Here is a 22921-nt window from a genome sequence, read left to right on the forward strand (position 1 = left end):
TCAATTGCCCGAGCGGGTGCGAACGAGGGCGCGGCGGACGCCGTCACCGACGTAGGTGAAGGCGAGGACGGCGAGGAAGATCATCACGCCGGGCGGCCACACGAGGTACGGCGCGAGGCGCATGTTCGACGAGGCCGTCGAGAGCATCGAGCCCCAACTGGCCGCGGGGGCCTGGACGCCCAGCCCGAGGAAGCTCAGGCTCGCCTCGGCCGCGACGGCGGTACCCAGCGACACCGAGATGACGAGGATGATCGGCGGCAGCACGTTGGGCAGCACGTGCCGCACCGCGGTACGCACGGTGCTGCAACCCAGGGCGATCGAGGCCTCGATGTACGTCTCGTGCCGCACGTCCATCGTGCCGGCGCGGGCCACCCGGAAGAAGCGCGGGGCCATGACCAGACCGATGGCGAGCATCGCGTTGGTGATGCCGGCGCCGAGGACCGCGACGATGGTGATGGCCAGCACGAGCGACGGGGCGCTCATGAGCGCGTCCATGACGCGGGTCAGGATCGCGTCGACCCAGCCGCCGCGGTAGCCCGCGATCATGCCGAACGGCAGACCGAGCACGAGCGCGACGGCCGCGGCCTGCAGCGCCGCCCACAGCGAGACCCGCGCCCCGAAGATGAGCCGGCTCAGCACGTCCCGGCCGTAGTCGTCGGTCCCCAGCCAGTGCTCGGCGTTCGGCGGCCTGAGCCGCAGCAACAGGTTCTGCACGTCGGGGTCGTACGGCGCCAGGGCCGGGGCGAAGATCGCGATGAAGGTCAGCACGAGCAGGAAGACGCCGGCCACGATCGTCGCGGGGCGACGCACGATGCTCTTGAGGATGCCGGGGGCGGCGACCGGCTCCGGGTCGCCCGTGCCGATGGCCGCCGCCGGCACCTCGGCGCGGACGGTCTCGGCGAGACCGCCGGAGTCGTGCGAGTCGTTACCCGGCGCCGGAGCCGAGGGGGTCTGGTTGGCGCTCATGACCGCACCTTCGGGTTGAAGTAGCCGTAGGAGATGTCGACGATGAGGTTGACCAGCACGACGACAGTCGTGCTGAACAGGACGAAGCCGAGCAGCACCGGGATGTCACGCCCCTGCACCGCCTCGATGGCGGTACGACCGAGGCCCGGCATGTTGTAGATCATCTCGATGGTCACCGATCCGGCGAGGACCTCCGCGACGCGGAAGCCGAGGACGGTGACGACGGGGATGCACGCGTTCTTCAGGGAGTGCTTGAACACGACGCTGGAGCGCGACAGTCCCTTGGCCTCGGCGTTGAGGACGTAGTCGGTCTTCATGACCTGCCCGAGCGCCGAGCGCAGTTGCAGGGTCACCTCGGCGGCGGGAAGCAGACCGAGGGCGATGCCCGGCAGGACGAGGTGCGAGAGCCACGGCCAGAAGCCGTCGGCCAGCGGTTGGTAGCCGAACGCCGGAAACATCTGCAGCCCCACCGCGAAGACCGAGGCGAGCACGAGGCCGAACCAGAAGCCCGGGATGGCGATCGCGATCGAGGCGAGCCCGTTGACGATCCGGTCGACGATGCCGCCGGAGCGCAGCGTGGCCACGAGGGCGAGGGTGGCCCCGAGCACGACGGCGAAGATCATCGCGACGAGCACCAGCGACATCGTCGTGGCCATTCGCCGCGTCAGCAGCTCGATGACGGTCTGGTCGGAGAGGAAGGACGTGCCGAGGTCGCCGCGGAGGACGTCGCCGACCCACATGGCGTATCGCACCAGGACCGGAGCGTTGAGGTTGAGCTCCTCGCGGATCGCCTCGACACGGTCCGGGGTCGGCTCGTCACCGGCCAGCACGACGGCCGGGTCGCCCGGGGCGAGCTCGATCAGGGCGAAGACGAGCAGCGGGACGACGAACAGCAGGGGTATTGCCGCGAGTAAGCGCCTGCTGGCGTAGCGGATCATGTCCTACCTCGACTCTGAGCGGGTACCTGGGACTGCGCCTCGCACGGCCTGGTGCCGGCAAGGCCGGTGGTGTCGCCGCCGGCCCCCGCCGCAGCGGGCGGGTCCGGCGGCGACGCCACCGGTGGTCAGGAGCGACCGGTTACTTCTTGACGGCGATGTGGCGCAGGTCCCAGATGCCGATGTTCGACATCGGGATGTTGTCGGTGCCGACGATGTTCGCCTTCGAGACGTTCGCGTTGGTCTGGTTGCACAGCGGCAGGAACCAGGCCTGCTCGAGCGTCGTCTTCCAGATGTCCTGGTAGAGCGGGGCGCGCTTGTCCATCGACAGCGTGGGGTTGGCGGCCTCGGCCGCCTTGCCCGCGATGAGCGAGGGGTCCGCGGCGAGCTTGTACGTGTTCAGCAGGTAGGTGTTCACCGTCGCCGCCGGGTCGGCCTTCGGGCTCCACGACGTGCCGACCATCAGCTCGAAGTCGCCGGCGATGAAGCGCGGCTCGTTCTCGGTGTTGGGCACGGGGTTGAGCGTCGCGTCGACGCCGACGGCCCGCAGGGACGCCTGCACGACGTTGGCCGGCTGCTCGGCGTTCGTGCCCGCGGCGAAGGTGACGGACACCTTCGCGCCGCCGGCCTGCTGCACGAGGGCCTTGGCCTTGTCCACGCTGAACTCGTACGGGTAGGTGTAGTTCGGGATGCGGCTCGGGTCCGTCTCGGGCACGACCTGGCGGGTCGGCGTGCAGTAGCCGCTGAAGAGCGCGCTGATCGCCTCCGGGTCGACCGCGTGGGCGATCGCCTGGCGGACCTCGGGCTTGGCGACATCGCCCTTGTTGGCGCGCATGTAGACGCCGACGACGTTCTTGAACTTCACCTGGTTCTGCTGGAGACCGCTGCCCGGGGTGACGATCTTCTCCACCGTGGCGATCTCGCCGGCCGAGCTGAGCGGGGCCAGGTCGACCTGGCCGCTCTGCAGGCCGTTGAGGCGTGCGGCGGCGTCGGGCACGCGCTGCAGCTCGATGCCGCCGAGACGGCCGACGTTCGGGTCCCAGTAGTTGTCGGCCCGCTTGAGGACGAGCTTCTCCTGGGGGACGAGCTGGGTGGCGATGTACGGGCCGGAGCCGGCGGTCCCGGGATTGTTCTTGAGGTCGGCGCCGTCCTTGATCGCCTTCGGGCTGACCATCATGCCGGCCGTGCCGGTGAACGACGCGGGCAACTGGACGCCCTTGCCCTTGACCAGCTTGAGCCGCGCGGTCGTCGCGTCGACGACCTCGACCGACTCGATGTCGGCGAGGTCGCTCTTGAGGGTCGAGCCCTCGAGGGTCTTGCCGCGCTCGATGTTGGCCTTGACGGCCTCGGCGTCGAACGGCGTGCCGTCGTGGAACTTCACGTCGTCCCGGAGCTTGAGTTCCAGGACGCCGCCGTCCTCGACGAAGTTCCACTCCTTGGCCAGGCCCGGGACGATCTTGTCGTCCTTGTCCAGCATGGTCAGCCGGTCCCACACGAGGAACAGGTAGCCCCAGGCGCCGTAGCTCGTCTGCAGGGCCGGGTCGAGGTCACGCAACGGACCCGCCGACGCGAACTTGAGCACGGCCGACGTGTCGATCTCGCCCTGCGCGGCGCTGCTGCCGCCGCCGGAGTTGTCCGACGAGCTGCAGCCGGCCATGGCGAGAGCCCCGATGCTGATCAACGCGACCACACGTTTGCGGGCCGTTATGTTGACGCCCATTCTCATCCTTCCCAAACAAGAGCCGAGTCGTTCCGGCTGATAAGAGGTGGTGTTGTCCCGTCCGGCGGCTGCCGGGCGGGATCCGTGGGTCGCTGACGGCCTTCAGATCTGTGGTGGTGGCCGGCGTCTCAGCCCTCCGCGGAGAGGATCAGTGCACTGGTGGGAACGCCGACGCCGGCCGTCACCAGGACGTTGCGTACGCCGTCGGGCTGGTTGGTCGAGGTCCCCCGGACGAGGCGGACGCCCTCCGCGACACCGTTCGTGCCGTGCAGGTACGCCTCGCCGATCTGGCCGCCGTGGGTGTTCGTCGGCAGCGAGCCGGTGACCTCCAGGTTGCCGTCGGCGATGAAGTCCCTGGCCTCGCCGCGACCGCAGAAGCCGTACTCCTCGAGCTGGTTGAGCACGTACGGCGTGAAGTGGTCGTAGAGGATCGCCGCGTCCATGTCGGCGGGACCGAGCCCCGACTGGGCCCACAACTGCCGGGCGCAGAGCTCGACCTCGGGGATCCGGGTCAGGTCCTCGCGGTAGTAGCTGACCATCTGGTACTGGTCCGGTCCCAGGCCCTGGGCCGCCCCCCGGATGTAGACCGGGGTGACGGGCAGGTCCTTGGCGCGCTCGGCGCTGACGACGACCATCGCCTGGCCGCCGTCGGTCTCCTGGCAGCAGTCGAACAGGTGCAGCGGTTCGGCGATCCAGCGGGAAGCCTGGTGTTCCTCGAGCGTGAGCGGCTTGCCGTAGAACCACGCCTTGGGGTTGTTCGCGGCGTGCTTGCGGGCGAGCACCGCCACCCGGCCGTAGTCCTCGCTGGTCGCGCCGTACCTGTGCATGTAGCGACGGGCGAACATCGCGGTGTGCTGGGCCGGGGTGAGCAGGCCGTACGGGTTGACCCAGGAACGGTACTCGTTGTCCGAGGTGGCCTGGGTCTTCGCCGGCGGAGGCCCCTGCCCGAAGCGAACGCCGGAGCGCTCGTTGAAGGCGCGGTACGCCACGACGACGTCGGCGATCCCGCTCGCGACGGCCATGGCGGCCTGCTGGACGGGGGCGCAGGCGCCGCCGCCCCCGTAGGGGATCCGGGAGAAGAACTTCAGCTCGGGGATGCCCAGGCTGCGGGCGACCATGTTCTCCGGGTTGGTCTCCATGGTGAAGGTCGTCATGCCGTCGACATCGGCGGGGCTCAGGCCCGCGTCGGCCAGGGCGGCCGTGACGGCCTCGACGGCCAGTTGCAGCTCGCTGCGGCCGGAGTCCTTCGAGAACTCCGTCGCGCCGATGCCGACGACCGCGGTGCGACCCGACAGGAAGTTGGACGTCACGTCACTGCTCCGATCCACGGGGCAGGCGCACTGTCACCTCGGAGATGGCGTGCCCACCCTTGCTGTTCATGCCACGCACCGCGACGCGCACGGTGTCCTCCTCAACGCCGACGACCTCGCCGGTCAGCCGCATCACGTCACCCGGGAAGTTCGGCACCCCGAGGCGGGTGCTCAGGCGCACCATGCGCGCGGCGGGGCCGGCCCAGTCGGTGACGTAGCGGCCGACGAGCCCGTTGGTGTGGTTGATGCTCATGTACGTGTCGGGAGTGCCGCGACGCTCGGCCTGGGCCGGGTCGTGGTGCACGTCCTCGTAGTCGCGGGTCGCGAGGGCGCCAGCGACGATGACGGTCCGGGTCAGCGGGATCTCGAGCTCCGGCAGCGTGTCGCCGAGGCTCACCTGCTCGATGGTGATCTGCGTGCCGCTCACAGCTGCTCCCCCTCGCCGACGAGGTCCGCGAGCTGCTGCAGATGCCAGGCCCCCGAGCCGGCGGTGTTGGCCAGCTGCGTGGTCCAGAGCATGTAGCGGTGGACCGGATAGGTGACGTCGGCGCCCATGCCGCCGTGCACGTGCTGCACGGTGCGCGCGACGCGGTCGCCCGCCTCGGCGGCCCAGTACTTCGCGACGTGCGCTGCCGCACGGGACGGCCGCCCGGTGGTCTCGCGCCAGAGCGCGTTGAGGTAGGTGACCTCCATCGCCTCGGTGTCGATGTGGCAGTCGGCGAGCTGGTGTGCGACGGCCTGGAAGGTCGCGATCGGCACACCGAACTGCTCACGGCCCGAGGTGTAGTCGGCGGCCTGGCGTACGGCGGCCTGGCTGATGCCGCTCTGCAGAGCCGCCACGGCGGTCCAGACCTGGCGCAGCAGCCAGTCGAGCCGGTCCTCCGCGGGGCCCTCGGCGAGCAGCCCCGCGGCGGCGCCGTCGAAGCGCACGTCGGAGGCGAGTCCACGGTCGGTGCGCTCGAAGGTGTCCCGGCGTACCCCGGCACCGGCGGTCGGCACGAGGTAGAGCCCGACCGCGCCCGCCTCGTCGGTGGCCGGGACGACGATCGCGTCGGCGAGGTGCGCCGAACGGACGCCGACCGCGGTGCCGCTCAGGGTGACCCCGTCACCGCCGGGCTCGGCGCCGGACCGCGCGCGAACGCGGGCGCCGTACGGCCGGGCGTCGGTCAGGTCGTCGACGGCGACGGTGAGGACCGCGTCCCCGGCGGCGACGCGGGGCAGCCACTCGGCCTGCTGCTTGGCGTTGCCGTAGCGCAGCAGCGGCAGGACGCCGCCGACGAGGGTCTCCCACAGCGGGACGGTGCCCAGCGTGCGGCCCTGTTCGACGAAGACCCCGGCGATCTCCCACAGGCCCAGCCCGGCGCCGCCGTGCTCCTCGGGTACGGGCAGTCCGAGGATGCCGGACTCGGCCAGGTCGCGGTACAGGGCGCGGTCGAAGCGGTCCGGGCCGGCCTCGATGTCGAAGAGCCGCTGCGGGTCGCCGTTGCGCGAGAACACGTCGCGCGCCAGGTCGTTGACAGTGACCTGCTCCTCGGCGAGCTGGAAGTCCATCAGTTCCCTTCCTCTTGTGTGGGCTCCGATGCGGAGGTCGCGGCCCGGAAACGCGGCAGCGTGAGGTTCTCGTCGTAGTCGAGCCAGTCGACCTGCACGGGCATGCCGATCTCGACCTCCTCGGCGTCCCCGGCGAAGTCGGCGACCAGACGGGTGCCCTCTTCGAGATCGACGAGCACGACGGTGAGCGGGTAGTCGTACCCGGGGGCCTTCGGGTGGTGGCTGACGACGTAGCTGTGCACAGTGCCCCGGCCGCTCGCCTCGACCTCGTGCCACGCGTACGAGTGGCAGGAGGGGCAGATCGGGCCGGGCGGGTGGCGCAGCGTGCCGCAGTCGGTGCAGGCCTGGATGACGAGGCGGCGCTGCGCGGCGGCGGCGAACCAGAACGCGTTGTCGCGCAGGATGAACGGCTTGTGCCGCAGCGCCGGGTCGGCGGCGGCCGGCGCCGCGGGCTTGGCACGGGACGGGTCGAAGCGCAGGATGCGGAAGCGCTGGCGAGCCACGACCTCGTCGTTCTGGTCGGTGTAGGTGCGCAGCGTCGTGATGAAGTGGCCGGTGCCCAGCCCCGTGGTCTTGCGCGGGGAGACGTCCTCGATGACAGTCGTCATCTTGATCTCGTCGCCCAGGCGCAGCTCGCGCACGTACTCGTGCTCGTCGTTGGTCGCGACGACCCCGACGAAGCCGGCGTCGGCGAGGAGCGCGAGCAGCCGGGCCATCGGGGTGTCCGGCGCGGCGCCCGCGGCGGCGGCCGTGTGGGCCTTGTAGCCGACCATGAGCCAGGTGGACAGCATCGGCGGCGGGGCGATGACACCCTCGCGGCCGGTGTCACGCGCGGCCTGGTCGTCGACGTAGACGGGGTTCTCGTCGCCCATCGCCTCGACGAAGTGGCGGATCATCGCCTGGTTGACGGCGTCCTGGGCGTAGCGGGTGGGCGTGGCCTCGAGGCCGACGAACTCGCGCAGGCGGGCGAGGAAGGCGTCCTGGTCGGTGGCGTCGAGGGCGGGGGCCTGCGTCGTGGTGCTCATGCGGAACGTCCCTTCCTCGGCATGCCGAGACCGGCGACCGCGATCATGTCGCGCAGCACCTCGTTGGTGCCGCCGCCGAAGGTGTTGATGTAGGAGCCGCGGGTGTACGCCTCCAGCTGCCCGCCGAGGACGGCGTCCGGCGCGCCGGGCCGCCGGGTCGCGCGGGGCCCGACGACGGAGACGAGGTTGCGGCAGACCCGGTCGTGGGTCTCCGTGCCGTAGACCTTGGCGACCGACGCGGCGGCGGGCGCCGGGTTCTGGCCCTCCCCCACTACGGCGATCTTCCAGTTGAGCAGGCGCATCGCGGTCAGCTCGGCGTAGTCGCGGGCCAGCTCCGTGCGTACCCACGGCTTGTCGAGGACGCGGTTGCCGTCGGCGTCGGGCTCGGCGGCCCACGCGGCGACGTCGGTCCACAGCTGCTCGGTGCGCCCGCCCATCGCGGCCAGGCCCACCCGCTCGTGACCGAGCTGGCCGGTGATGAGGCGCCAGCCGCCGTTGACCTCGCCGACGAGCGCCTCGGGGCCGACGCGTACGTCCTCGTAGTAGGAGGCGTTGGTGTGGGTGATGCCGCTGGTGGCGATCGGCGTGCAGCTGAAGCCCGGGTCCGACGTCGGCACGATGAGGATGGTGATGCCCTTGTGCTTCGGGGCGGCGGGGTCGGTGCGCACGGCCATCCAGACGAAGTCGGCCTGGCTGACACCGCTGGTGAACACCTTCTGGCCGTTGACGACCCAGCCACCGTCGGGCGTGGCCTCGGCCCTGGCGCTCAGCGAGGCGAGGTCGGTGCCGGAGCCCGGCTCGCTGTAGCCGATGGCGAAGATGACGTCGCCGGTCAGCATGCCCGGCAGGTAGGTGCGCTTCTGCTCCTCGGTGCCGTAGCGCATCAGCATCGGGCCGATGTTGTTGATGGTGACGAAGGGGAACGGCGCCTGGGCCCGGTTGATCTCGTCGAAGAGGATGTACTGGTCGATCGCCGGGCGGCCCTGGCCGCCGTACTCCGTGGGCCAGCCGAGTCCGAGCAGGCCGTCCTTGCCGATCTGACGGATGATCTCGCGGTAGGCCGGGCGGTCCTCGTTGGTGCCGCCGAGCGCCTCGCGGACCTCAGGCGTGAGCAGGCGCGCGAAGTAGGCTCGCAGCTCCCTGCTCAGCTCTCGCTGCTCGGGGGTGTACTCCAGGTACATGGATGTTCCTCATTCTCGGGGCGTGGGCGCCAGTCGGTGTGCCGGGCGGACCGGCAGGTCAGGTGGCCGGCAGGAGCGCGGCACGTCCGTTGTCGGCGAACTGCTTCTCGAGGTCCCGGACGTCCGCCTCGGTCAGCGGGCGGTACGCGGTGGACGCGCCGTCGCGGACGTAGACGGGGTCGGTCGTGATCCAGGCGGTACGGCGCAGGACCTGCTTGGCGACCTTGCCGTTGCCCGTGCTGGGGATCTGGTCGACGATCCGCACGAAGCGGGGCCGCCACTTGGTGCCGAGGTCGGCCTGCTCGTCGAGGAAGGCGGTGAACGCCTCCGGGTCGAAGGTGGCGCCGCCACGCAGTTGCATCGCGCACATGACCTGGTCGCCGGTACGCGGGTCGGGCACGGCGAAGACGGGGGCGACCGCCACCCGGTCCCAGCGCTCGATGATCCGCTCGGCGGGCCCGGCCGCGAAGTTCTCGCTGTCGACGCGGATCCAGTCCGAGGAGCGGCCGGCGAAGTAGAAGTAGCCGTCGGCGTCGCGGTAGGCCAGGTCGCCGGACCAGAAGTCCTCGCCGCGGATCCGCTCGGCGGCGGCCTCGGGGTTCTTGTAGTAGCCCTCGAACCGGGCAGCCATGCCGACGCCGACGAGCTGGCCGATGGCCTCGTCGGCGTTGAGGAGCCGCCCGGTCCCGTCGAGCACGGCCGGGGGGCACTCCAGCCCGGTCTCCTCGTTCATGACCTTGATCTCGGCGCCGGCGACGGCCACGCCGAGCGCCTCGGCCGGCGTCTCGGGGGTGCGGTTGATCCGCATGACGCCCTCGCTGGAGCCGTAGCCCTCGGAGATGACGACACCGAAGCGCTCGGCGAAGCGGGCGATGTCGGCGGCCGAGGCCTCGGTGCCGACGGCGCGCCGCAGCGTGCTCGTCGCGTCGCGAGGGTCGACCGGCTGGGCCAGGATGTAGGCGAGGGCCCGGCCGACGTAGTTGAAGTTGGTGACGCCGTGCTCGTGCACGTCGCGTACGAAGCCGGACGCGGAGAACTTGCGAACCATGCAGATGGTCGCGCCGCAGACCATGGCGGGGCCGAGGTTGAGCATGACGGCGTTGCCGTGGAACAGCGGCATCGACATGTAGCTGATCGAGTCGCGGGTCAGCTCGGTGCGGGTCAGCAGCGCCTCGGAGACCGCGGCGAGGCGCCCGTGGGAGCAGATGACCGCCTTGGGTGCCCCGGTCGAGCCCGAGGAGAACATGAGCAGCAGGTTGGCGCGCGGGTCGACCTCGTCGGTGGGTACCGGCACGCCGGCGTGCCGGGCCAGCCAGGCGGCGTACTCCGGGGAGTCGATGTTGCGCACCTGCCCGGCGGGGATGCCCAGGTCGAGCCCGTCGACGAGGCCGGCGAGGCGGTCCTCGGTGAGGAGCAGGTCGGTGTCGGTGTGCCGCACGTCGTGGGCCAGCTCGGCGCCACGCCGGGTCGGGTTGATCCCGACCACTGTGGCGCCGGCCAGCGCGGCAGCACAGATCCAGTACACGTAGTCGGGGGTGTTCTCCAGGAGCACCCCGATGTGCAGTGGCCTGCCCTCGGGCCGGGGCACGTCGTTCAGGGCGGCAGCCCGGTCGGCGGCTTCCTGCACGATCCGGCCCCAGGTGATGGTGCGGCCTTCGAAGAGCAGGCCGGGATGGTCGTCACCCGTGCGGGCGCGCACGATGTCGGCGAAGACGGCGGGTCCCGAGTTCCGGGCCACCGGGGCCTGTGTCGTCATTGACGTTTGCTCCGTCTCGTCCGTCGGCGAATGCGAGGCAGCAATCAAGCAAGCGCTTGGTCGAAGCGTAGAGTGAGGCTTGCCGCAGGTCAAGACCTTGACAACGCTTCCCACGGGCTGCTCGCGGCGAGCGCCGAGCGCACCCGGTCGGTGTCCTCACCACGGCGCCGCGGGGCCCGCGGGACGCCCGCGGGCGTACGCGAGAATCGGGGCGTGGGGGCCGGCTGAGCGACCCCCTCGACCTCGACGACGCCGCCCCGGGCACGCACCTGCGGGTGCTCGGCCGACTCGGCGATGTCCAGCACCGGGTGCACGCACGCGTCCACGCTCTCGAAGACGCTGGTCCACTCCTGCCGGGTGCGTCCGGCGAAGACCGACGCGATCCGCTCGGCCCAGCCGGCCCACCCCGACTCGTCGAACTGCCCCGGCCCGTCCTCCGGATCGAGGCCGAGGGTTCGCAGGAACGCGCGGTAGAACTTCGCCTCGATGGCCGCCACGGACATGAACTTGTCGTCGGCGGTGCGGTACACCCGGTAGAAGTGCGCCCCGCCGTCGAGGTAGTTCGTGCCACGGGTGAGGTTCCAGGCGCCCCGCGCGAGCATCGAGTGGATGACGACGGTGAGCAGCGCGCTGCCCTCGAGCATCGAGGCGTCCACGACCTGCCCACGCCCGGAGGAGACACGCTCCTGCAGTGCGGCCAGCACGCCGAAGGCCAGCATCATGCCGCCGCCGGCGAAGTCGGCCAGATACATCGGCGGCACGACGGGGCCGGAATCGGGCAGGCCGATCGTGTCGAGCACCCCGGAGACGGCGATGTAGTTGAGGTCGTGCCCGGCGGCCGCGGCGAGGGGGCCGTCCTGGCCCCAGCCGGTCATCCGCGCCACGACCAGGCGCGGGTACCGCTCGGTGAGTTCGGCCGGGGCCAGGCCGAGACGTTCGAGCACCCCGGGCCGGAACGGGTCGAGCAGCACGTCCGCGTCGGCGAGCAGCCGGTGCACGAGCGCCCGGTCGGCCTCGGACTTCAGGTCGAGCGTGACCGTCGTACGGCCCCTGTCGATCGCGTTGACCTGCGCGCGCTCGCGCCGGTCGGGCTCACCCGGCGGGTCGACCCGTACCACCTGGGCACCCAGGTCGGCGAGCATCATCGTCGCGAACGGCACCGGCCCCTGCCCACCGAGTTCGAGCAGGCGCAGGCCGGCCAGCGGTCCCTCGAACCGCCGGCCGGAGGCGGCGCTCACGCCTGTTCCCTGGTGCCGGCCGGGACCGGGAGGCCGGTCACGGCACGGGGGTCCGTGCTCCACGTCCGCGCGGTCACGCCCTCCTCGCGCAGGACCCGCTTGAGGACCCGCCCGACGGCGTTCTTGGGCAGTTCGGTGCGGACCTCGATGTGGGAGGGGACGGCGTACCGCGGGATCCGCGGGTGCAGCCACTCGAAGAGCTCGGCGGGGTCGATCTCCGCACCGGGCGCGGGCACGACAGTGACCTTGAGGTCGTCCTCGGCCAGCGGGGAGGGGACCGCGTGGACGGCGACCTCGCCGACGGCCGGGTGCGTCGCGACGATGCCCTCGATCTCGAAGCTGGAGATGTTCTCGCCGCCGCGGCGCAGGTAGTCCTTGCCACGGTCGACGAAGTAGAGGTAGCCGTCCTCGTCGAGACGGCCGTAGTCACCGCAGTGGAACCACAGGCCCCGGAAGACCTCCAGCGTCTTCTCCGGCTCACGCCAGTAGCCGTTGAACATGATCGCCGGACGGTTGGGACGGGCGACGATCTCGCCGACCTCGCCGACGGGCAGCGGGTTGTCGTGCTCGTCGACGATGCGCACCTCGAACGAGTCGTTGATCTTGCCCGCGCTCCCGGCGCGGTAACCCCCGGGTGGGGTGAGGGTGATCAGGCAGGCCTCGGTCAGGCCGTAGGCGCCCGAGCCGACCCGTTCGACGCCGAAGCGCTCCGTCCAGCGAGCGGCGAGCTCGGCGGTGACCGGCGAGCCGGACACGACGCGCAGCCGGCCGAAGGCCTCGCGGGCGGCCTCGGAGTCGGGAGCGCCGGCGATCATCGGCAGCATCGAGCCCATGAGCGCGGCCATTGTCGCGCGGCTGCGCAGGATCTCGTCCCAGAAGCCCCGGACCGAGAAGCGCGACGCGAGGTCGATGGCCGAGCCGAGCTGGAGCGAACCCATGACGTGCCCGACGGCGGCCATGTGGAACAGCGGCATCGCCGTCCACAGGACGTCGCCGGAGTGGCGTTCGAGGTTCTCGTGCATCTGGCGGGCCATGTTCGCCACGTAGCCGTGGCTGACCATGCACGCCTTGGACGGCCCGGTCGTGCCGGCCGTGTAGATGAGGTGGCTGGTGGCGTACGCGTCGAGGTCCGGGGTGGTCGTCACCGCCGATCCCTCAGCGACGGCGGCGTCGAAGTCGACGACCTCGGTGGCCCAGGCGGGCGCCGGGCCCGAGGCGGGCCGGATGGGGGCGCCGACGAGGACCGGCACCCGTAGCTCCGTGCCGATGAGGGCGTCGTCCAGGACGGGCACGAACTCGTCCTCGACGATCATCGCGACCGGGTCGGCGTCGAGCACCTGGTGGGCCAGTACGGGGCCGCGGTTGCTCGTGTTCAGCGGGACGACGAAACCGCCACAGAGCGTCGTCGCCCACCAGGAGAGCAGGGCCAGGCGGCCGTTGCGGGCGAGGACGACGACCCGGTCGCCGGGAGCGACGCGGTCGGCGAGGAACCCGGCGAGGCGACGCGACGCGGCATCGAGGTCGGCCACTGTGAACGGGGCGCCGGCGAGGGTGAGGGTGAGGTCCGGCTGCTCGTCGAGCAGGCGGGACAGGGCGGGCAGGAGCGGGGTGGCTGCGGTGGGACGGTTCACTGGCTCTGGCTACCTTTCTTCGGGTCGGCCGCTCGCGGTGGCGGACGGCGGGGACCTGACGCTCAGCCCTTCGTCATCGCCACGGTCCGCAGGTCGAACAGGCCGAGGTTGGTCCACGGCAGCTGCTCGGCCCCGACGACCTTCGGGGAGGCGATGGTGGCGCTGGTGAGATTGCAGATCGGGATGAACCACGCCTCGGTGAACAGCCGCTCCCACAGCTGGTGGTACTGCTTGGCACGCTCCTCGGCGCTGGAGCGGGGGTCGGCGGCCTTGGCCGCGATCGGGCCGATGACCTCGGGGTCGGTGGCGAGCTTGTAGTTGCCGATCAGGTAGTTGTCGACAGTGCCCGCCGGGTCGAGACGCGGGTTGAAGGTGTTGGACACCTCGAGCTCGAAGTCGCCGGCGATGAAGCGGGCCTCGGTCTCGGAGTTCGGCGTCGGGTTGAGCTTCGCGTCGATGCCGGCCTGGGACATGGCGGCCTGGATGGCGGTGGCGGGCTGCTCGGTGTTGGTGCCGGCGGAGAAGCTGATCGTCACCTTGGCCCCGCCGACCTCGGCGATCAGCGCCTTGGCCTTGGCCAGGTCGAACTCGTACGGGTAGGTCGCCGCCGGGTCCTCCCACGGGCTGTTCGGGTAGATGCTGCGGGTGGGCGTGCAGGTGTCGGCGAAGAGCGCGCGGATGGCGGCCGGGTCGACCGAGCGCGCGATGGCCTCACGGACCCGCTTGTCCTTCAGGTCGCCCATGTTGGCGCGCAGCAGGATGCCGAGGACGTTGCGGAACGGGCGGGTGGTCACCTTGAGCTGGCCGGTCTCGCCGAGCTGGCGGGCCTGGGTGATCTCGTTGGCCGAGGAGACGAAGCTGAGGTCGGTCTGACCGCTGATGACGCCGTTGAGCCGGGTGGCGCCCTCGGGGACCCGGGTGATCTCCATCCCGGCGAGGCGTCCGGCGTTGGGGTCCCAGTAGGTGCCCTCGGCGCGCTTGACGACGTACTTCTCGTTGGGGACGAACTCGGTGGCGACGTACGGGCCCGAGCCGGCGTTGCCGGGGGCGCGCTTGAGGTCGACGCCGTCGGCGATCGCCTTGGGCGAGACCATCATCCCGGCGGCGGTGGCCAGGGCCGAGGGGAGCACGGCGCCGGTGCCCGGCTTGAGGTCGAGGCGCACGGTGTGCGCGTCGACGACTGTGACGCCGGTGATGCTGGCGAGGTCCTGCTTGATGGTGCTCGTGGGCAGCGTCTGGCCGCGCTCGATGTTGACCTTGACGGCGTTGGCGTCGAACGGCGTCCCGTCGTGGAACTTGACGTCGTCGCGCAGGGCGAGTTCGAGGTAGGAGCCGTCCTGGGCGTAGGTCCACTTCTTGGCCAGGCCGGGGACGACCTGGTCGGTGGAGTCGACCATGGTGAGCCGGTCGTAGATCAGCGTCAGGTAGGGGTAGCCGCCGGGGGCCGGCTGCGCCGGGTCGAGGTTCTGGAACGGCGACGAGGCGCTCACCCGCAGGACGGCGTTGGGGTCGATCTCACCCGTGGTGGCACCGGGGTCGCTGGTCGGGGTGGCGGAGCAGGCTCCGACGACGAGGGTGGCGGCGAGCAGGCTTGCGGCGACGGCGAGGCGTCGGCGGCGCGGGAGGCGAGACACAGTGTTCCTTTCCTGACCTTCGGCCCGGGAGCGGGAGCGGCTCCGCGGGTCACCGGCGGGTTCCCGGGGGGCCCCGGAGGGCGCCGGGTGCCGCCGAGGTCGTTCGGCGGCGGCCGTGCGGGCGCGACGGTCATGGAGGTGATGGGTGGCGGCGCTGATGTGGAGCGCCTGCCCGGAACTGATCGGCATCCGCGCCCCGAGGCTGGCGGTGTTGCGGCCGATCGCGATCCAAACAAGCGCTCGATTGGGAACCGTAGGGGCAGCGTGCGGGCACGTCAATAGCCGAACGGCGGCATGATCGACAAGGGGCGGCACGCCGCGCGCAACCGTTGCCAGCTCGCGATCAGGTCGCTAAGGTGCGCATCAAGCAAGCGCTTGATTGCTTGATGTCGGCCAAAGGAGCCCGCACTGTGGAAGCCCCCCTCGCCACGGCACAGCCCCGCGACACCGGCATCGACGCGGTCGCCTCGGCCACCCGCCGGCTCATCGACGCGATCACGCGTGCGGGCGGAGCCGTCGACGCCGACGCCAACCGGATCGTGGCCGACCTCGACGCGCTCACCGCCCGGATCGACGCCCACGCCCCGGACCTCTCCGAGCGGATCGCGACGATGTGGCGCCAGCCCGGCCCGGGCCGCTTCGACCCCGCCGGCGGCACCGAGAACCCGCTGTCGCCGCCGGTGGCCCTCTGGGTCGAACCGGACGGCTCACTACGCGGAGAAGTCACCCTGAGGCTTGCCTTTCAGGGGCCACCCGGGCACGTGCACGGCGGCACCTCGGCCATGCTCATGGACCACGCCCTCGGCATCGCCAACGCCCGCGCCGGATACGCCGCGGTGACCGTCGGGCTCGACATCTCCTTCCGCGCGGCCATCCCGATCGGCTCGACGATCACGATCCTGGCCCGGCACGACGGGCGCGACGGGCGGAAGGTGCGCAGCTCCGGCGAGCTGCGCGTCGGGGACCTGACATGCGTCACGGCCACGGGCACCTTCGTCCTCATGGACGACCCGTCGACAAAGGAGAAGTTCCGCCGACCGTCGAGGGAGCAGGCATGAGCACCGATCCCCACCCGGGCACCGCCGCACCCGGCCCGCTCGCCGGCCGCGGCGCGCTCGTCATCGGCGGAGGCGGCGGCTTCGGCCGCGCCATCGCCGCCGCGCTGGCCGCCGACGGCGCCGCCGTGACGATCATGGGACGGACCGAGGCGACGCTGCGGGCGGCGGCCGGGACGATCGCCGCAGCCACCCCCGGAGCACCACCGGTACGGATCAGTGCCGGCGACTCCACCCAGGAGCAGGACGTCGCCGTCGCGGTACGCGCCGCCGACGAGACCCCGCTCGCGGCCGTCGTCACCACTGTCGGCGGCGGCACCTTCCGTCCCGTGCTCGCCCTCGACGCCGAGACCCTCGAATACGACTTCCGGCGCAACGTCACCACGGCGTTGCACGCGATCCGGCACGGCGGACAGGCCCTGGCCGCGCACGGTGGGGGCGCGATCGTGTGCACCTCGTCGAGCGCGGGCGGGCACTCGTTCCCGTTCATGCCGTCGTACTCGGTGAGCAAGGCCGCACTCGAGGCACTCGTCCGGGTCGCCGCCGACGAACTCGGCCACCTCGCGGTACGGGTCAACGTCGTACGCCCCGGCATCGTCGCCACCGACGGGGCCAACCCGGGCCTGCTGCTGGCCGACCCCGAGCTGGCCGCCGCGACAGTCGCCGAGAAGCCCCTGTCGCGGATCGGGCGCGCCGAGGACGTCGCCGCCGCGGTCCGCTTCCTGTGCGGTCCCGGCTCCTCATGGATCACCGGCGCCTGCCTGCCCGTCGAGGGCGGGGCCCACCTGCGGCGCGCGCCCCGGCTGGAGAAACTCGCCCGGATCGTCAACGGCGACGACGTCGTCGACGCCACCCTGGCGGGCCGCATCCCGTGACGACACCACAGACACCCGCCGCCCGGATGGAGCTGACCACGACGCTGCCGCCGACGACGGCGCTGCGCGAGGTGCCCGCGGTAGTGGCACGCATCGAACGGCTCGGCTTCGACACCGTGCACATCCCCGAGACGACGCACGACTCCCTGGCGGTCGCGCTGCTCGCGGCCGAGCACACCAGCCGGATCACCGTACGCACCAGCATGACGCTGGCCTTCCCCCGCAGCCCGATGGTGACCGCGTACGCCGCGTGGGACCTCGCGCGGTTCTCCGAGGGCCGCTTCCAGCTCGGTCTGGCCACCCAGGTTCGCGGCAACATCGTCGGCCGCTTCTCGGTGCCGTGGGAGCGGCCGGTCGAGAACCTGCGCGACTACCTCGCCTCGATCCGGGCGATCTTCGCCGCGTTCAGCACCGGCGAACCCCTGGAGCACGAGGGCAGCCACTACCGCTTCACCCGGCTCCAGCCGTACTTCAATCCCGGCCCGCTGTCGACCGCCGCCCCGGCGCTCTACACCGGCGGGGTCAACCGACGCGTCTGCGAGGTGGCCGGCGAGCTCGCCGACGGCTTCGTCACCCACGCGACGAACTCACACCCGAGTCACCTGCGCACGGTCGTGCTCCCCGCGCTGCGCGCCGGGGCCGAGCGGGCCGGACGCGCGGGTATCCCCCGGGTCGTCGTGGTGTCCAAGTCGATCACCGGTCCGACGCCGGCCGCACTCGCCGCGAGCCGCGACTCCGCCCGCCAGGAGCTGGCGTTCCTCTTCTCCACTCCCGCCTACCGCACCACCCTGGACCGGCTCGGCCTGGGCCGGGTCGGCGAACGGCTCGCCGCGATGGCCGCCTCCGGACGCTGGACCGGACTCGCCACCGTCCTCGACGACGAGACCCTGGCCGCCCTCATCCCGCACGGCACCTACGCCGAGCTGCCGGACGTACTCGGGCAGGCGTACGGCGGCATCGCCGACGGGCTCGGGCTCGGGCTCCCGCTCGACCCGGACGACGACGAGGACTTCGGCGCGTTGCTCGAACGCCTCCGGCTCATCCCGACCAGTGCCGCGGCCACCATCCCGCCCGCGAACGCCGGCCCCACCAGCGCGACGCGCGGCGTCGCCGGATCGGAGACCCTGTCATGACCGCACGCATCGGGCTGCTCACCCCGGTCGTCGTCCAGCATCCGCGCACCGCGGCCGCCTGGGAACGGGACGTCCTGTCCGGCCCCGACGTCGGCGGCGCGCTGCTGGCCGTCGCCCGCGCCGCCGACGACCTGGGCTACCACCACCTGACATGCAGCGAGCACGTCGCCGTGCCCGCCCCGATCGCCGCCGAGCGGGGCGCGACGTACTTCGACCCCGTGGCCACGCTGTCGTTCCTCGCCTCGGCGACGCGCCGCGTCCGGCTCGCGACGAACGTCGTCGTCATCGGCTACCACCATCCGCTCGCCCTCGCCAAGACCTACGGCACCCTCGACCTGCTCAGCGGCGGCCGCGTCGTCCTCGGGATCGGGGTCGGCAGCCTCGAAGAGGAGTTCGACCTGCTCGGCGCCGAGTTCGCCGAGCGCGGCGCGATCGCGGACGAGGCGATCACCGCCCTGCGCGCGGCGTGGGGCAGGGCCGTGCCGCACCACGAGGGGGCCCGGTTCACGTTCACCGATTTCGTCGTCGAACCGCACGCGCCGCGCACCACGGTGCCGGTGTGGATCGGCGGGCGCACCCGCCGCTCGCTGCGCCGCGCCGTGGCGTACGGCACCGGGTGGGCGCCGTTCGGCCTCGGACCGCGGGAGCTGACCCGCATCTGGGACTCCGTGGAACGCCCGGACGGCTTCGACCTCGTGCTGCAGATTCCGCCGCTGGACCCGCTCGGCGACCCGGACGGCTCCCGCGCGCACCTGCGCACGGCCGACGCCGTCGGGGCGACCGCTGTCAACGCGAGCCTCGTCGCCACCTCGGCCGCCCACCACCTCGAGCAGATGGCAGCGCTGCGCGAGCTCGCCCCGGAACGCTTCGAGGCGAACCCGTCCACGACCTGACCGGCCGTCGACCGGCCCGGCCGGCGAGGCCCGATCGAAAGGAACCCACCATGAGCGACTCGCAGCCCGACCGGCTCGCCCTGCTCGAGGCACGCCTCGAACAGGCCGAACGGCGCCTCGCCACAGCCGAGGACCAGCTCGCCCTCTGGCGGATCGTGGCCAGCTACGGCCCCGCCGTGGACAGCGGCTCGGCCGAGATCACCGCCCAGTTGTGGACCGAGGACGGCGTGTACGACACCTTCCCGGTCGTGCTCAACGGCCGGGACGCGCTGCGCGGCATGGTCAACGGTGAGCGGCACCAGGCCCTGATCAACAACGGCGCCGCCCACCTCATGGGGCTGCCGCACATCGTCGTCGACGGCGACCGGGCCGTCGTGACGAACTACTCGCAGCTCGTGCTCAGCGCTCCCGACCAGAACGGCTACCGGATCTGGCGTACCGGGTCCAACCGGTGGGAGTTCACCCGCACCGACGAGGGCTGGAAGGTGACCCACCGCTGGAACCGCCAGCTCGACGGCACCGACGAGGGCCGCGACCTCCTCGCCCGCGCCGTCGAATCCGAGGCCTGAGGCCGTGCGCATCGGCCTCAGCTCCCCGGTCCTGGCCGACTCCGGGCCCCGGCCCCCGTGGGAGGCCGAGGCCGGGGTCGCCGAGTTGCGCACCGTCTTCACGACCGCCGACCGGCTCGGGTACGAGTTCTTCACCTGCCCGGAGCACGTCAGCGTGTCACCGGGGCTGGCCCGGGGTGAACGCTTCTACGACCCGGTCGCGACGTTCTCGTACCTCGCGGCGATCACCGAGCGGATCCGCTTCCTGCCGTACGTGCTCGTGCTCGGGCTGCACCATCCGCTCGAGTTGGCCAAGCGGTACGGCACCCTCGACCACCTCAGCGGCGGACGGGTCGTCCTCGGAGTCGGCGTCGGCAACCTCGAGGAGGAGTTCGCGCTGCTCGGGCGTCCGTTCGCCGACCGGGGGCCACGGGCCGACGACGCCCTGCGGGCCCTGCGGGCATCCCTGTCGGTACGGCTCGCGACCTACCACGGGGAGTACTACCACTTCACCGAGCAGGTGATCAGCCCGCACGCGGTTCAGGAGAAGGTCCCTATCTGGGTCGGTGGCCACAGCAGGCGTGCCCTCCGGCGCGCGGTCACCCTGGGCGACGGGTGGGCGCCGGCCCCCGTCACGTATCGCGGGCCGGACCTGGAGACCCTGCCGCGGATGCTCACCGAGCACGACCTGCCGGACGGGTTCGACGTCGTCATCACGCCTCCGGCCCGCCTCGACCCGACGGGCGCCCCCGAGGCCGCGCTCGACCTCGTCGGCCGGATCGGCGAGGCGGGGGCCACCGCGGTCAACCTCGTCGTACGGCACCGTGACCTGGCCGAGTACCTCGACCAGCTCGCGGCGGCAGCCGAGCTCTTCCGTCTCGACCGCCGCGACTGAGCACGGCCGTGGACGCCGGGATCCGGCGTCCACGGTCAGGCCTCGTTCGGCATGTTCGACCAGCCCTTGCGGTCGGTACGCGCGTACCAGCCCGAGGCGGCCAGAGTCCCTCCGTCGACGGGGATCGTGTGCCCGGTGACGAAGCGGGCGTCGTCGCTGGCGAGGAACTCGACGACGGCGGCGTAGTCGTCGGGCTCGCCGAAGCGCCCGACGGGGATCCACGTACGAATCAGCTCCGGGTCGCGTCCGCGCAGCATCGCCGCGGCCGGCGTCTGGGGCGTGTCGGCGAGGTCGGGCGCGATCGCGTTGACCCGCACCCCGTGGCCGGCGACCTCGACGGCGAGGCTCTTGGTGAAGGCGCTGACCCCGGCGTTGTAGGCGGAGTACGGGGCGCACGCCGGGATTCCCCGGAAGGCCTCGACTGTCGAGTTGTTGACGATGGCGCCACGGCCTCGATCGACCATGCCGGGCAGCAGCGCATGGGTCATCGCGAGCACGTGCCACAGGTTGATCTCGTAGAGCGCCTGCCACTGCTGCGGGGTCGAGTGCAGGAAGGTCCTGGAGGCCGGGCGGAAGTCACCGACGTTGTTGACGAGCACGTCGACCCGTCCCGAGTCGACGGCCGCCGCGGCGGCGACCGCGTCGGCGACACCGTCGGCGGTGCGTACGTCGGCGAGGACGACCTCGACCTCGCCGCCGGCGCTCCGGATGTCCGCGGCGGTGCCGGCGGCGGCCTCCCCGTCGATGTCGACGAGGACGACGTGGGCGCCAGCGGCGGCGAGACGGCGGGAGATGCCGCCGCCGATCCCGAGGGCGCCGCCGGTGACGACAGCGATCTGGCCCTCGAGCCTGCGGGTGGCGCTCATCTGCCGGTTCCTTCCTCGTCGGCCCTGGTCACGGAGACGCGGTGGCGTTCGATCCAGTTGATGGTCACCGCGCGACGTGTGAAGGCCCATCCTTCGGCGGTACGCGCGTACTCGTCGTCGTAGTGCAGGAACCAGACGAGGTCCGAGGGCCCGTCGCGACCGGGGACCAGGTGGTGGGCCGTGCCGCGGACCCGGCCACGGGCCCCGGTCGGCGTCGGCACGTAGCGCGTCCCGGCTACGACGTGAGTGGTCGCCAGGGTGCCGGCGAGTGCCCCGAGCGCGGCCACGACAGCGGAGCGGCCGACGTGGGACACGTGCGGGTCGAGGTGCGCGGGCGGCTCGGGAACCACGAGGACGCCGTCCGGGACGAACAGCGCGCCGATCGCCGCCGCGTCACGGTCGTCGGCGGCCGCGGCATACGTCTCGGAGAGTGCGCGCAGCGCGGTGAGGTCGGCCGCGTCGAGGCCGGTCACGCCGCGCGAGCGGTCGCCGCGCGTACGACCTGGACGAGCTCGGCGACCGCCCGCTCGCAGTCACCGCGGGTGTAGCCGAGCAGTGCGGTCTCGGCCGGATCCGGTTCATAGGCGAGGACGTTCCCGCGGCCCTGGACGATCATCGAGTCGGGCATGAAGGGGTGCGGCTCGTCGAGCTCGGCGATGGTGCGGTTGCCCCCGGCCGCGTCGACGAGCAACTGGAAGAACTGCGTGAACGTGAGGTTGGCGTCACCGACGAGGTAGGCCGCGCCCGCCGCGCCACGGTCGAGCGCGCCGCCGATCGCCTCGGCCAGGGACCGGGCCGACATGTAGTTCGTGCCGCCGGCCGGCGCGTGGTCGGGGATCTGCGGCTCGTTGCCGGCCGCCCAGGACACCATGCGGCGGTAGCGCTTTGCCGTGACGCCGGGGATGGCACCGATGATCGACGGCGGGTTGAGAGTGCAGACAGTGAAGGAGTCGTCAGCCAGCGCCCGGGCACCCTCGTCGGCGTCGCGGCGGGCGGCGACGTAGGCGCTAGAGTCGGCCAGGTCGGGTCGCAGGTGGTGGTAGTAGCTGCCGACCTGGACGAAACGGGAGACGTCTGCGCTCTTGGCGAGGGCGGCGAAGGCCGGCACCCCCGCGCTCTGAGTCTCCTTCCAGAACGTGGCCTCGTCCGCGTCGCGGGGCAGGTGGCGTACGTCCTGCCCGGCGGCGAAGACGACCGCGTCGAAGGGGGCCAGGTCCTGGCGGGTGAAGGTCTGGCGGGTGTAGTCCCCGCGGAGGACGGGCAGGCCGGCGACGGGTGAGTCCGCGTCGACCGTCCCTCGGGCGGCGACGGTGACGTTGTCTCCCCGGTCGCGCAGGTGAAGGGCGGTGTGGACCCCGATCATGCCGGTTCCACCGACCACGAGTACCTCCATCGCGAGGTCTCCTTGCGTAGTGAGGCGACTCCCCCGGCGTGAGTCTGGGAGCCGGCATGACTTCCGAATCAACCAACCAAGCGATTGGTAGGTTAGCACGAGAGGAGGTGATCGGGACCCGAAGGCGCCCTGCCCGCCGACAGCGCCACCGCTATTGCGCGGCAGGAGCGGAGCGACTGACCTCGGCCGTCGACTCCGAGAACTCGTCGGGGACGCTCCCTTGAGCACAGACCGCGCCGGATGCGAGCGGTTCCCAGCGCGCAGTCGTCCGGACTTTAGATAGCGCAAGGCCAGCGTCCTGGACCGGCGGTCAAGG

Annotated in this window: 21 protein-coding genes; 6 read left to right on the forward strand and 15 right to left on the reverse strand. The window is 71.8% G+C overall.

Annotated elements, in window-relative coordinates; all coding sequences use genetic code 11:
* From AMK25_RS29220 to AMK25_RS29275, 12 genes are all read right to left on the reverse strand, one after another.
* The gene (locus AMK25_RS29220) at window positions 1–966 is read right to left on the reverse strand and encodes an ABC transporter permease (RefSeq protein ID WP_083664856.1); all 966 of its coding nucleotides are present in this window, start codon (window positions 964–966) and stop codon (window positions 1–3) included.
* On the reverse strand, window positions 963–1904 hold the full coding sequence (locus tag AMK25_RS29225) for an ABC transporter permease (protein ID WP_073831584.1): 942 nt from the start codon (window positions 1902–1904) through the stop codon (window positions 963–965). The genes AMK25_RS29220 and AMK25_RS29225 overlap by 4 nt, the downstream gene beginning before the upstream one ends.
* 139 nt (window positions 1905–2043) lie before the next feature.
* Window positions 2044–3621 carry an ABC transporter substrate-binding protein gene (locus tag AMK25_RS29230; RefSeq protein WP_073831585.1) on the reverse strand — a complete coding sequence of 526 codons (1578 nt, stop codon included), beginning with the start codon at window positions 3619–3621 and terminating at the stop codon, window positions 2044–2046.
* Between the two features lie 128 nt (window positions 3622–3749).
* Window positions 3750–4931, reverse strand: coding sequence for a lipid-transfer protein (locus tag AMK25_RS29235; RefSeq protein ID WP_073831586.1), 1182 nt, complete (start codon window positions 4929–4931; stop codon window positions 3750–3752).
* Between the two features lies 1 nt (window position 4932).
* Complete coding sequence (locus tag AMK25_RS29240) at window positions 4933–5358, reverse strand: MaoC/PaaZ C-terminal domain-containing protein (protein WP_198937703.1); 426 nt, start codon at window positions 5356–5358, stop codon at window positions 4933–4935.
* Window positions 5355–6482 carry an acyl-CoA dehydrogenase family protein gene (locus tag AMK25_RS29245; RefSeq protein WP_073831587.1) on the reverse strand — a complete coding sequence of 376 codons (1128 nt, stop codon included), beginning with the start codon at window positions 6480–6482 and terminating at the stop codon, window positions 5355–5357. Before AMK25_RS29245 ends, AMK25_RS29240 begins: the two co-directional genes overlap by 4 nt.
* Window positions 6482–7507 carry a bifunctional MaoC family dehydratase N-terminal/OB-fold nucleic acid binding domain-containing protein gene (locus AMK25_RS29250; protein WP_073831588.1) on the reverse strand — a complete coding sequence of 342 codons (1026 nt, stop codon included), beginning with the start codon at window positions 7505–7507 and terminating at the stop codon, window positions 6482–6484. Before AMK25_RS29250 ends, AMK25_RS29245 begins: the two co-directional genes overlap by 1 nt.
* Window positions 7504–8688: an acyl-CoA dehydrogenase family protein gene (locus AMK25_RS29255; protein ID WP_073831589.1), complete on the reverse strand. Its 1185-nt coding sequence runs from the start codon at window positions 8686–8688 to the stop codon at window positions 7504–7506. The genes AMK25_RS29250 and AMK25_RS29255 overlap by 4 nt, the downstream gene beginning before the upstream one ends.
* Window positions 8689–8746: 58 nt before the next feature.
* Window positions 8747–10444, reverse strand: coding sequence for an AMP-binding protein (locus tag AMK25_RS29260; RefSeq protein ID WP_073831590.1), 1698 nt, complete (start codon window positions 10442–10444; stop codon window positions 8747–8749).
* Between the two features lie 89 nt (window positions 10445–10533).
* Complete coding sequence (locus tag AMK25_RS29265) at window positions 10534–11682, reverse strand: CaiB/BaiF CoA transferase family protein (protein WP_073831591.1); 1149 nt, start codon at window positions 11680–11682, stop codon at window positions 10534–10536.
* On the reverse strand, window positions 11679–13313 hold the full coding sequence (locus AMK25_RS29270) for an AMP-binding protein (protein ID WP_083664857.1): 1635 nt from the start codon (window positions 13311–13313) through the stop codon (window positions 11679–11681). Before AMK25_RS29270 ends, AMK25_RS29265 begins: the two co-directional genes overlap by 4 nt.
* A gap of 62 nt (window positions 13314–13375) precedes the next feature.
* A complete protein-coding gene (locus tag AMK25_RS29275) occupies window positions 13376–14947 on the reverse strand; it encodes an ABC transporter substrate-binding protein (protein WP_073831592.1) in 1572 nt (523 codons plus the stop codon).
* A gap of 410 nt (window positions 14948–15357) precedes the next feature.
* On the opposite strand from AMK25_RS29275, the gene AMK25_RS29280 reads away from it, so the two are divergent.
* The 6 genes from AMK25_RS29280 to AMK25_RS29305 are packed head-to-tail and all read left to right on the forward strand — an operon-like array spanning window position 15358 to window position 20346.
* Window positions 15358–16005: a PaaI family thioesterase gene (locus tag AMK25_RS29280; RefSeq protein ID WP_158070682.1), complete on the forward strand. Its 648-nt coding sequence runs from the start codon at window positions 15358–15360 to the stop codon at window positions 16003–16005.
* Complete coding sequence (locus AMK25_RS29285; protein ID WP_073831594.1) at window positions 16002–16877, forward strand: SDR family NAD(P)-dependent oxidoreductase; 876 nt, start codon at window positions 16002–16004, stop codon at window positions 16875–16877. The genes AMK25_RS29280 and AMK25_RS29285 overlap by 4 nt, the downstream gene beginning before the upstream one ends.
* Window positions 16874–18010, forward strand: a complete 1137-nt coding sequence (locus AMK25_RS29290) for a TIGR03617 family F420-dependent LLM class oxidoreductase (protein ID WP_198937704.1) — start codon at window positions 16874–16876, stop codon at window positions 18008–18010. The genes AMK25_RS29285 and AMK25_RS29290 overlap by 4 nt, the downstream gene beginning before the upstream one ends.
* On the forward strand, window positions 18007–18903 hold the full coding sequence (locus AMK25_RS29295) for a TIGR03619 family F420-dependent LLM class oxidoreductase (RefSeq protein WP_073831596.1): 897 nt from the start codon (window positions 18007–18009) through the stop codon (window positions 18901–18903). The genes AMK25_RS29290 and AMK25_RS29295 overlap by 4 nt, the downstream gene beginning before the upstream one ends.
* 50 nt (window positions 18904–18953) lie before the next feature.
* On the forward strand, window positions 18954–19472 hold the full coding sequence (locus AMK25_RS29300; protein ID WP_083664858.1) for a nuclear transport factor 2 family protein: 519 nt from the start codon (window positions 18954–18956) through the stop codon (window positions 19470–19472).
* A gap of 4 nt (window positions 19473–19476) precedes the next feature.
* On the forward strand, window positions 19477–20346 hold the full coding sequence (locus AMK25_RS29305) for a TIGR03619 family F420-dependent LLM class oxidoreductase (protein ID WP_073831597.1): 870 nt from the start codon (window positions 19477–19479) through the stop codon (window positions 20344–20346).
* A 35-nt stretch (window positions 20347–20381) separates the two neighbouring features.
* Here the strand turns inward: AMK25_RS29305 and AMK25_RS29310 are convergent, their stop codons facing one another.
* The 3 genes from AMK25_RS29310 to AMK25_RS29320 are packed head-to-tail and all read right to left on the reverse strand — an operon-like array spanning window position 20382 to window position 22605.
* Window positions 20382–21212: an SDR family NAD(P)-dependent oxidoreductase gene (locus tag AMK25_RS29310; RefSeq protein WP_073831598.1), complete on the reverse strand. Its 831-nt coding sequence runs from the start codon at window positions 21210–21212 to the stop codon at window positions 20382–20384.
* Window positions 21209–21685: a nuclear transport factor 2 family protein gene (locus AMK25_RS29315; protein WP_073831599.1), complete on the reverse strand. Its 477-nt coding sequence runs from the start codon at window positions 21683–21685 to the stop codon at window positions 21209–21211. Before AMK25_RS29315 ends, AMK25_RS29310 begins: the two co-directional genes overlap by 4 nt.
* Window positions 21682–22605: an NAD-dependent epimerase/dehydratase family protein gene (locus AMK25_RS29320; protein ID WP_073831600.1), complete on the reverse strand. Its 924-nt coding sequence runs from the start codon at window positions 22603–22605 to the stop codon at window positions 21682–21684. The genes AMK25_RS29315 and AMK25_RS29320 overlap by 4 nt, the downstream gene beginning before the upstream one ends.
* Window positions 22606–22921: the final 316 nt, after the last annotated feature.

Source organism: Micromonospora sp. TSRI0369 (genome assembly GCF_001905625.1).
In the GTDB taxonomy this organism is placed as follows: domain Bacteria; phylum Actinomycetota; class Actinomycetes; order Mycobacteriales; family Micromonosporaceae; genus Micromonospora; species Micromonospora echinospora_A.